This window comes from Flavobacterium cerinum, from assembly GCF_004028155.1.
Taxonomy (GTDB): domain Bacteria; phylum Bacteroidota; class Bacteroidia; order Flavobacteriales; family Flavobacteriaceae; genus Flavobacterium; species Flavobacterium cerinum.
In genome coordinates, this window is record NZ_SBII01000013.1 from 122,739 (window position 1) to 132,956 (window position 10,218).

Consider the following 10,218-nt stretch of genomic DNA (forward strand, 5'->3'; position numbering starts at 1 on the left):
CACTAAGGCCGGATTTAATTTTACTTAAAACGATAATTATTTTTTCACAATTATCTTATTAATAGTTTCATTGGCATTTTGCAGCGTAATAAAATAACTGCCTGCTTCAAATGCTGTCAGATCGATCTGATTTGTATTTTGTGGTGTAACCGAAGCTTTATGGATCAATTGCCCCAAAGCATTATAAATAGTGATATCAAATTTATTTTCATCATATCCTCTAAAGTCGATATTAAAAATACCCTCAGACGGGTTAGGGTAAATTGAAATACCACGTTTATTATGAATTTCCTGTAATGAATTTCCCTGTTCAGGGTTAATCATTCCCTGCATGTTTGTTTGGGTTGGAATAATTCTTGTTATACGATTTGCTTGAGCTAAATTATAGGTGTCAAATGCTCCTCCGATGATCACTTTTCCATCATCTTGTCTTTTTAATGCATATACATCAGTACCAGGGCCATAACCGCCAACAAAACTGTTATCTACAATTCCTGTACTAGATGTTCTTGTAAAGTAATGTGAGCTACTATTATTGTTGAAGTATGAAAATTCGCCACCAATATACACCTGACCTGTTATTGGATCAACATCAACTGCCCATATTCTTGTGCCAACGGGAGATCCTGTTCCTGTAAAAGAAGGGTCAATATTACCTCCGGATGATAATCGAACAATATTGTTTTTACCGGAATTATTAAAATTACTAAACAGGCCATATAAAAAAATTCGGCCATCTTTTTGTAAAAATAGGTTAACATCATCTTCACTAACTACAGATATTGAGTTTGAAGAATTGAAAGACGGGTCAATATTGCCTGATGCATCTAATCGCCCTATTTTATTCATCGGTTGCCCTTTATAACCAGTAAATACTCCTCCTGTAAGGATTTTTCCATCCGGCTGTATTACTATTGAATTTGGACCCTGGCCTATAAAACCACTACCAGGATCAAAACTAGGATCTAATGCCCCGTTAGGATATAATCTTGCTATACCGTTTCTTGTAACGCCATCATATTTATTAAATCTTCCACCAATTATTATTCTTCCATCATTTTGAATGGCTACCGCTGTTATGGCTGCATTTGGATTAATCCATGATACCCCAGATCCACTGGAAAAAGAAAGGTCTGGATTTCCGTTTTCCAATAATCTGGTAATATGTTTTGCAGGTACTCCGCTAAAAACATCAAATTCTCCAGCTACTATTATTCTGTCATTGGGTTGAATTGCTATTGCTTGAAGCGAAACAGCAGTACCACTGAGATAGGCTCCAGACGGGTTAAATGATTGATCTAAAGTGAGGTCATTATTTAACCTTGCAATTCCATTTACAGGAATATAATTATAATGTTTAAAAATCCCCGCAATTATAATCTTACTACTACTTTGAGTCTTGATATGATATACATTATGATCAGCTCTCACTCCAGGCTGGCTTGGAGGCGTTGTTACGGTTATAGTTACTACAGCTGTTACACAAGAGTTACACGAAGCATCAGAACTACATATTTTATAAGTTAATGTGTAAATTCCTATAGGTACTGCAGATGAAACATTTATAGCTGTTCCATTTAAAGTTATGTTAGGATGCGATGTATTTATTACTGTAATATTTACATTGGATAGGGTTGCTGCAGAGCCAAAATAACTATCGTTTAAAAGTATATTGCTCACAGCGGTAGAGTTAGTATTTACCAGAACTGTACCTGAATCATTATTTGCAATAAGATCCTGAAGTGTAATTTTAAATGTAGCAGTATCACAATTTAATGTACTTGGAGTGCAAATAGTATAGTTAAAAGTATATGTTCCTGCAGGAGTCCCGGCCGGAATTGTAACGATACCTGTGTTAGTATTAAAAGAAAACGGAGATGTACCTGATAAAGTTACTTTAACGTTGTTGAAAATTTGATCAACAGGAATTCCAGCCTGAGTATCATTTGCCAATACGTTATGAGTGATTTCATTACAATTTTTGGCTATTACTGTATCGTCTATTGCATTTATAGTAGGCCAATTTACTTTAATTGTAACTTTAGCTGTTTTACAGTCACCACAACCTGTTTTAGGGCACAATGTATATGAGAATGTATATGTTCCGGGAAGAGCATTTGCGCTTACAGTTATTGTTCCTGTAGCTGTGCTAAAATTTATACCGGTCGCAATAGGATTAGGTGTTGAAGTTGTTATATTTACATCTGAAACTGTTGGTTTTACACCGTTCAAGTAATCATTGTTCAATACATTAATTGAGTTTGGAGAGCCATTTTGTATAACATTGAACGTGTCGTTATTAGCAATAAGATTGTTAACTGATTTTCCTTTTAGTTTTGCTAAATTATTTCGGGCGTAACCATCATAAGCGTCAAAAGGACCTACAACAAAAATATCCTGATTTAAATCCAATATACCATCCCCGGCTGGGTAAGAAGAACCTCCCACTCCGGGAACAAAACATAGATCTAAGGAACCATTTGTGTTTAATCGGGCAACGTTTGCCCGTGCAACTGAACTGATAGATTGAAATCCTCCTATTATGACTATTTTTCCAGTAGCCTGCAAAAGTATTTTTTCAATATCATAAAAAGGCTCGTCGATGCTGTGGCTAAACCCAGTGTCTAATGTACCATCAGCGTTTATTCGTAGCAAATTCTTTTTGCCACTTGGACTATGAACAAATCCTCCCCCTATAAGTATTTTGCCGTCACTTTGCAATGCAATTGTTTTTATTGTATTACTAGGGGGCGTGTTTAAACCTGCGAAATTAAAGCTACTTAAATTGCCATTAGAGTCCAATTTAATAATATCGTTTCTTAAAATTGAATTATATGAAAGAAAATTACCTGCAACAAAAATATTACCACTACTATCAACTTCGATGTCAAAAACCTGACCTGAGGTAGTTATTCCGTTTTGCCCAAAATTAAAAGAAGTATCAATAGCTCCAGTAATTTTATTAAGGCAATATAAACGGCTTAAATTACCATTATTTCCGGCCCATCTTTCACCGCCGATTAAAATTCTTCCGTCTGGAAGCTGTGCCATAGCTTTAATCCATAAACCATCGGGAATAGAAGTTGTAAAGTTTGGATCTACTGCTCCAGTTGTTGAAGATATCCGGATGATTGTTGGGTTAGCAGCATATTGATTATCAATAGTTGCAATTAAGATATCATTATTACTCTGACTAAATATCTGAACTACATTGTTTAGTGAAGGGCCTATAGTAGTTACTGTACCCGCTGGAGTGATTTTTTGTAAAGATCCATAGCCTGTGTGACTATAAAGATTATTACTACTGTCCACAGCTAACAAGCCTCCCCATGCAGGTGGATTATAGGACACATCCAAACTCCCTTCCTGCGCAAATGCAGAATACATAATCAGCGATAATAAAAAAACATAGATTTTTTTCATAGATTATTGATTTTAAGTTTTTAATAAAGTTATCTTAAAATCTGAAAAAAAGTTATTCTTATATGGTATATTCGATAATGTGTAAAAAAAATCCGACACATTAGTCGGATTAAAATTATTATTTGTGAGTTGGCTTATTTTTTCTTCATTACAATTTCCATACTCTTATATTCGTTGCCATTTTTGGTGTCAAACATTTCCATTTTTCGGGTCTTGGCATCTACAATAGTATATACTTCACGGCAGGGAACTGCTTTACCACGTATAGGGTCTACCATTTCACCCTTTAGGTTTACAGCTTTTGTGGCAGGGTCATAAGTACCTTTCATTACCAGCATTCCTGTACCCATGTTATCAATCCATGTAGAAGTGTATTCTTTGGTAGTATTATCAAAAGCAAGTATACTTCTGCCTTCAAAAGGCATTCCCATCATATCGCCTTTGTAGTTCATTTCCTGATAGTGTCCTCCTAATATCATTTTGATCTCGGCTGTAGAAGTGGCTTTCATCGGTTTAGCATCGGGTCCGTGCCAAAAGGTCATTTCATTCGTCCATGATCCTGTTTCTTCAGCCATCATTTTATGGGCTTCACCCGGAGTACCATAAGCCATCCATGCTTTTTGCTGGGCAATAGAGTCCATTTCCGGTTCGGGAGCTTCTTCTTTTACTACCGTTACAGTATCAGCCACCGTTCCCGGATCGACTTCTACTTTAACTTCTTTTTTGCATGATGCAAAGCACAATGCCAGTACTGACAGGGCTACATATATTTTTTTCATAATTAGTTGATTTTAAAGTTTGTTACTGTAAAATTATGAAAAATTAGAGATCAAAAAACAAATTAAGGAAGTGTTAATCTTCTTCAGGGAACTCCTGGTTTACATAAGCGCCCAGGTCAGGCTTAGTTGTTCTGGAATTACCAAGGATATCAAACGGAACCAAATAGGAAAGATTTGCTTTCCCGATAGCTTCAGATTTTGGCCCGATGTTCAATTTGTTCTTCTTCGGATCCTGAAACTGAGGTGCAAACTGTGTTGAGTTTTTAGCAATATAACAGCTGTTATAATGTTCAGTATCGGTATCAAATTGATAAAGAGGATTCGTTTTAAACTGATTGCTAAAGTCGCTGAACTTTATGATGCAGTTGTTGAATGTATAGTTTAAAGGCTGGGTAGACTTTCTATCGAATAAGAAACCATAACTTCCCGATCCATAAATGATACAGTTGTCAAATTCAGTTGTAGTAGCTGCATCAGGGCTATCTGCTATAAGAAGCCCTACCTGATTGTAGCTGTTAGAATAGTTTGCAATAGTACAATGCCTGAATTCATATTTTCCGCCAAGTGTACACGCTAATGAAGCTTGTCCGGCATTACCTATCACTACATTTTCGCCATAAATATTAGAAAATCTTGCAAGCAAACCTACGTTAGCCGAATTATATACTTGTACGTTTCTTAATTTAAGAGTCTTGTTTGTGCCGTCATTACCTTCACTTAATATACCTACAACAGCATTTTTAATTGTAAGGTTATTTAAATTATGGGCTTTACTTCCTGGGCGCAACCAAATTGTACTCCATTGTCCCGGTGTTTCCGAAAACTCTGGTTCAAGCCTGTCGCCTTCAAAAATCACTTGATTGGCTTCTGTTGGCGCATCGGTTTCATTTCCTATTTTTAAAGATGCTCCCGGTCGCACCATAAGTCCCGAATCAGCATGAAAATGCACTCTTGCTCCGGGTTCTACAGTAAGTGTTTCACCGGTTGGCACAGTTGCCATTCCATACACAACATAAGGTTTGGTTTTGGTCCAGATAAATTCATCACCGTGTTCATCGTGGCTCAGGTTAAAGCCATAAATTTTGGTATTATCTGTTTCGCTAAGAGGTACCGATTCATAATTACCTTCTTCATCACGCCTCGGGAAAAGAAATATGGCGTCTTGTACTAAAGTTACCAGTTCTACCTTCTGAACTCCACTTGTACTTGTAAACTCTATATTATCGGTATATAAAAAATCTGTTTTACTATTTGCATATTCGTTATAATCTATTGTTGTTTCAATAAAAACGAACATGCTGTCTTTGGCCAGTAATTCCACGTTATTAAAAACTTTACCGGGAACACCATCTACCATAAGGCGGTATTTAGAGTTTTCTTTTTGGCCGAGCTGAATAGCCGGGATCTTAATATCTTTGTTACTGCGGTTATATACTTTTAAGGTATATGTACTCGAGCCAATATTTGTAAATACAGTATCTAAGTAAACGGTATCTCTTGAAAATACAAGACCTCCATTGCTGGGTTCAAACTGAAAGTCTTCACGGCAAGAGGTTAAGCATAAGGTCAAACCAATAAAAAGGAAAAGTAAATAGTGGCGCATAGCGATAACAATTTTTCGTAAAAGTAGCTATTAATTTGAGATTTATAAAAGCAATCTTATTGTTAACGCAGTAATTTAGTTTTTAGTCTGCTTATTACACTGTTGAAGCAATGATGAGTCATGCTTAAGGTTACTGAAACTAAAAACATCGGACTTCCATACGTCACACATCTTTTGTACTTTTACGTTTCTAAAAACATACATATGGCATTCGATAGAGAAAAAGTACTGGATATGTGCAAACGTTTTTCTAAAAATACATTAATGGAAACCCTTGAAATGGAATTTACCGATGCCGGTGAAACCTTTCTTGAAGCAAAAATGCCTGTAAACTCACGTGTACATCAACCTATGGGATTATTACATGGCGGTGCTACTGTAGCATTGGCAGAGAGTGTGGGCAGCGCAGCATCACTAATGCTTATCAATCCTGAAGTGCAGGAAGTGAGAGGGATCGAAATTTCAGCAAACCACCTTCGCAGCAAACGTGACGGAGTAGTAACAGGTACAGCAAGAATAATACACCAGGGCAGGAGTCTTCATCTTTGGGAAATTAAAGTAACCGACGAGCAGGGCAGGTTGATCTCGCTATGTAAAATAACCAATATGGTACTGCCAAGAAAAAAAAGCAGCGAACAGTCAACTGTTGGGGCTTCACAATAAAAAAACAGCAAAGTCTATAATGACCGATTTATTCTTAAAAATACATTCGCAGCTACAATCTAAATATCCTTTTGCGGTATTTAGTAAACCGGGGAGCGATATGGTAACCGGTATTTTTCAAAACAGTAGCGAAGCATATTTCCTTACCGATTTTTCGCAGCCGGGATTTGTATTTGCACCTTTTAACGGAGATTCGTTTTGTTTTATTCCGGAAGATAAAGCAGACATCCTTTCAGTACAGTTCGAGGCAGATGGATATGTTCCTTCAGAGCTTAAAACGGTACCTGTTGATGAGAATGAAAAAACAGATTTTGAAAATCTGGTAACCAATTGCGTAGCAGCAATCCGGCAGGGTGATTTTGATAAATTGGTTGCATCGCGAACAGAAACTGCCCAATTAAGCAATACAGATGTAACAACAATATTTCAAAAGCTACTGTATGCTTACCCGATGGCTTATAAGTATTGTTTCTATCATCCCGAAAGCGGATTATGGATGGGGGCTACGCCAGAGCAATTGCTTAAAGTAGAAAATAACACTCTCCATACGGTAGCACTTGCGGGAACTCAGGTCTACAAAGAAGGAGAACATGCAGTTTGGGAGAACAAAGAAAAAGAAGAACAGTTATTTGTAACCGATTATATTGTAGCATCACTAAAGGAATATGCAGATGATATTCATACGACTGCTCCTTATACCTTTAGAGCGGGTAACATTGTGCATATTAAAACAGATATTTCGGCAGAGTTAATTTCTACAGGTATCCTTAAAGATGTTCTTCAAAAATTACATCCCACACCTGCAGTCTGCGGACTGCCTAAACAGGAAGCGAAAACGTTCCTTATAAAGAATGAAGGTTATAACCGCGAATATTACTCCGGTTTTATAGGAGAACTCAATCGCGATTTTGCGACAGGGCAGGCTAAAACCGATCTGTTTGTAAACCTGCGCTGTATGAAAGTACAAGGAGACAAGGCACAGCTTTATATAGGATGCGGTATAACGAAAGACAGTGACCCCGAAAAAGAGTTTCTGGAAACGGTAAATAAAAGTATGACAATGCGCCGCGTACTTTAGTTCCTGTACATTCTTATTAAAATTATAAATTTATGTAATTTAGGATAATGATGACTAAATTTACATACACTATAGACCTTAAATAAATGAAATTAGATATACTTGCTTTTGGGGCACACCCCGATGATATAGAACTAAGTTGTGGCGCTACCATAGCAAAAGAGATCTCACTTGGTAATAAAGTGGGCATTGTAGACCTTACCCGAGGCGAACTTGGCACAAGGGGTACAGCAGAGATAAGAGATCAGGAAGCTGCCGATGCAGCTAAAATATTAGGTGTAGATATTAGGGAGAATCTGCGTTTTCGAGATGGCTTTTTTGTTAACGATGAAGCGCATCAGCTTGAAGTAATAAAAATGCTGCGCAAGTACCGTCCTGATGTAGTAATATGTAATGCTGTAGACGATCGACATATCGATCATGGTAAAGGAAGTAAGCTGGTCTCTGATGCCTGTTTCCTTTCAGGGCTTGTAAAAATAGAGACACAATTGGATGGAGAAGTACAGCAGGCCTGGAGGCCAAACCAGGTATACCATTACATACAATGGAAAAACCTAACTCCCGATTTTGTGGTAGATGTTACAGGGTTTATTGATAAAAAGGTAGAATCAGTTATGGCATATAAGTCGCAGTTTTACGACCCGAACAGTAACGAACCAATTACACCTATAGCCACAAAAAACTTTAAAGAAAGTATTTTTTACCGTGCAGCTGATCTTGGGCGGTTAATTAACACAGAATATGCCGAAGGATTTACAACTGAAAGATATTTGGCAGTGAACAGTTTAGCAGATTTACTGTAATTTTTTTGAAAAAAAGTGTAGTTTTTCTTTGTAGAAGTGAGAAGATGTCTTACATTTGCACTCGCAAAACAAATGGTGATTGTAGCTCAGTTGGTTAGAGCGTTGGATTGTGGTTCCAAAGGTCGGGGGTTCGAGACCCCTCATTCACCCTGATTTCAAAGCCTCTCAGTAATGAGAGGCTTTTTTTATTGTGTACGAAAATGTATACGATTTGAAAATAAAGAAAAGATATTCTAATTCAATCTCAAGAATTATAATGGAGATTTTCTAAACGTTGGCGCTATACTATTCGTTAATCAGCTAAGCAGTAATAAAGACTAAGAATTCTATATTGCTTTTAGCTAAATTTACTTCTAAATTACTCAAAAACGATTGTTAGTTTTATTAAGCATGTAAAGACTTAATTTTTTAAAACTGTACAATTTTATAACTTTTCTTGCATAATTCTATAACATTAGCAAATCTTTAGCTAGTATATTAAACTCATATTTCTTGAGAGTAGAAATTATGCTGTGGGGGCAGGCTGCAATCTATATTTAATATAGATTGCAGTTTTTTTATTGTAACACTTTAAGCACATTTATGTACTATATGTAATTGATGTTTATAAAAGATTTACTTTAGGGTTATATAATCAATATCTTATGGCTATAAATTATGAAGACTTAGAAGACAGGTTCAATTGTGCTTGTGATGATGCGGTAAAAGAATTATCAATTCGGTATGATTCTGATTACAGGTCGCAAGGTCCGGGAAAGCTAAATTCTTTTCTCGAAGTAATACAATGGCATTTCGATAATGTTGAAACAGGTTTTATTGAGCAGAATGTGTTAGTGCGCGATGATGAAGCGTTTCGTAGAATAAAAACCATAGCAAGAACCTTTGCGAAAAGATGTATAGATGATTATAGTAAGTTGAGATAAAACAGGGTTTAAGAAAGACATAATTTTAATTATAATGTAAAAGCTTAATTACAAAGGTTCTGGATATTTCAGAGCCTTTTTTGTCTTCGAAATGACGGAAAATATCATTAAATATGCGTTTAATATCATAACTCACTAGCGGTATTTAATGGTTTAATTTGTTTCGATTTAAAATCAGGCAAAACACGGTTAAATTTTACTATTACAATATGGCTTTTGATTACAACGAACTAGAGTACGCGCTAACAGAAGTATGCGATGCTGTTCACAAAGATTTTTTGGGCAGGTTTAATAATGAGATGTACGTTTCTGTTGCTGGGTCAAAACTAGAGGCTTTTATAAATGATCTGCAAACCGAATTCGAAATCACGGCCATGACCTTTATTAAAGAGTATAAGCTCGAAAAAGATACCGAGTCTAAAAAGATGGTCTTCAATGTTACAAAGGTCTATGCTAAAAAATGCGTAGAAGACTTTAATAAGGTTTAGTTTTATATGGCACACAATATAATAATAGTCCGAAGCATCCCTTCGGGCTTTTTTATTAGTACCTATTATATATTAGCAGTGATCTCCGGGTTTTATTGGTAAAGTTCTTTCCCGCTGTTCGCTTTCTCCCTGCCGAAAGGGGCAGGGTATGCCGCTTCCATCGGGGCTGTGAGTAAAAACCAGTCCAAATTGGTAAACAACGCGAAAGACTCTCCTTATATATAGGAGTAAAAACGAAGCAAAAGCGACAAACCAGCAAAATTCAGCCCTATCCAGGGGATATCCCGCAAAAGCAAAACCCGCACAAAGCGGATAACCCGTACTTCCTTCGCAAAGCTACCCGTCAAAAGGCAAAAAACTTTCACTCACAAAAAACAGGAATTCAGTGAGTTAGAAATTAAAGTTAAGGAAGTATTAAAAAAAGGTATTTAAAAGCTTGTAGAAGTGGAAAGAGTTGT

General features: G+C 36.5%; 8 protein-coding genes and 1 tRNA gene. 6 read left to right on the forward strand and 3 right to left on the reverse strand.

The window, feature by feature from the left end; genetic code table 11:
- Positions 1 to 36: 36 nt before the first annotated feature.
- From EPI11_RS16505 to EPI11_RS16515, 3 genes are all read right to left on the reverse strand, one after another.
- Positions 37 to 3,423 carry a T9SS type A sorting domain-containing protein gene (locus EPI11_RS16505; protein ID WP_128391088.1) on the reverse strand — a complete coding sequence of 1,129 codons (3,387 nt, stop codon included), beginning with the start codon at positions 3,421 to 3,423 and terminating at the stop codon, positions 37 to 39.
- 134 nt (positions 3,424 to 3,557) lie between these two features.
- Complete coding sequence (locus tag EPI11_RS16510) at positions 3,558 to 4,202, reverse strand: DUF1579 domain-containing protein (protein ID WP_128391089.1); 645 nt, start codon at positions 4,200 to 4,202, stop codon at positions 3,558 to 3,560.
- 73 nt (positions 4,203 to 4,275) lie between these two features.
- Complete coding sequence (locus EPI11_RS16515) at positions 4,276 to 5,805, reverse strand: right-handed parallel beta-helix repeat-containing protein (protein WP_128391090.1); 1,530 nt, start codon at positions 5,803 to 5,805, stop codon at positions 4,276 to 4,278.
- Positions 5,806 to 6,009: 204 nt separating this feature from the next.
- Here EPI11_RS16515 and EPI11_RS16520 point away from each other — a divergent pair, with 204 nt between their 5' ends.
- The 6 genes from EPI11_RS16520 (at position 6,010) to EPI11_RS16545 (ending at position 9,760) form a co-directional block, all read left to right on the forward strand.
- Entirely contained in the window at positions 6,010 to 6,468 is a 459-nt protein-coding gene (locus EPI11_RS16520; RefSeq protein ID WP_128391091.1) for a PaaI family thioesterase, read from the forward strand.
- 19 nt (positions 6,469 to 6,487) lie between these two features.
- Positions 6,488 to 7,546: an isochorismate synthase gene (locus tag EPI11_RS16525; RefSeq protein WP_128391092.1), complete on the forward strand. Its 1,059-nt coding sequence runs from the start codon at positions 6,488 to 6,490 to the stop codon at positions 7,544 to 7,546.
- A gap of 86 nt (positions 7,547 to 7,632) precedes the next feature.
- Positions 7,633 to 8,349: a bacillithiol biosynthesis deacetylase BshB1 gene (gene bshB1, locus EPI11_RS16530; protein ID WP_128391093.1), complete on the forward strand. Its 717-nt coding sequence runs from the start codon at positions 7,633 to 7,635 to the stop codon at positions 8,347 to 8,349.
- A gap of 74 nt (positions 8,350 to 8,423) precedes the next feature.
- Positions 8,424 to 8,499 (forward strand) — tRNA-His (locus EPI11_RS16535).
- Positions 8,500 to 8,993: 494 nt separating this feature from the next.
- On the forward strand, positions 8,994 to 9,272 hold the full coding sequence (locus EPI11_RS16540; protein ID WP_128391094.1) for a hypothetical protein: 279 nt from the start codon (positions 8,994 to 8,996) through the stop codon (positions 9,270 to 9,272).
- A 158-nt stretch (positions 9,273 to 9,430) separates the two neighbouring features.
- Positions 9,431 to 9,760, forward strand: coding sequence for a hypothetical protein (locus EPI11_RS16545; protein WP_128391095.1), 330 nt, complete (start codon positions 9,431 to 9,433; stop codon positions 9,758 to 9,760).
- Positions 9,761 to 10,218 lie beyond the last annotated feature (458 nt).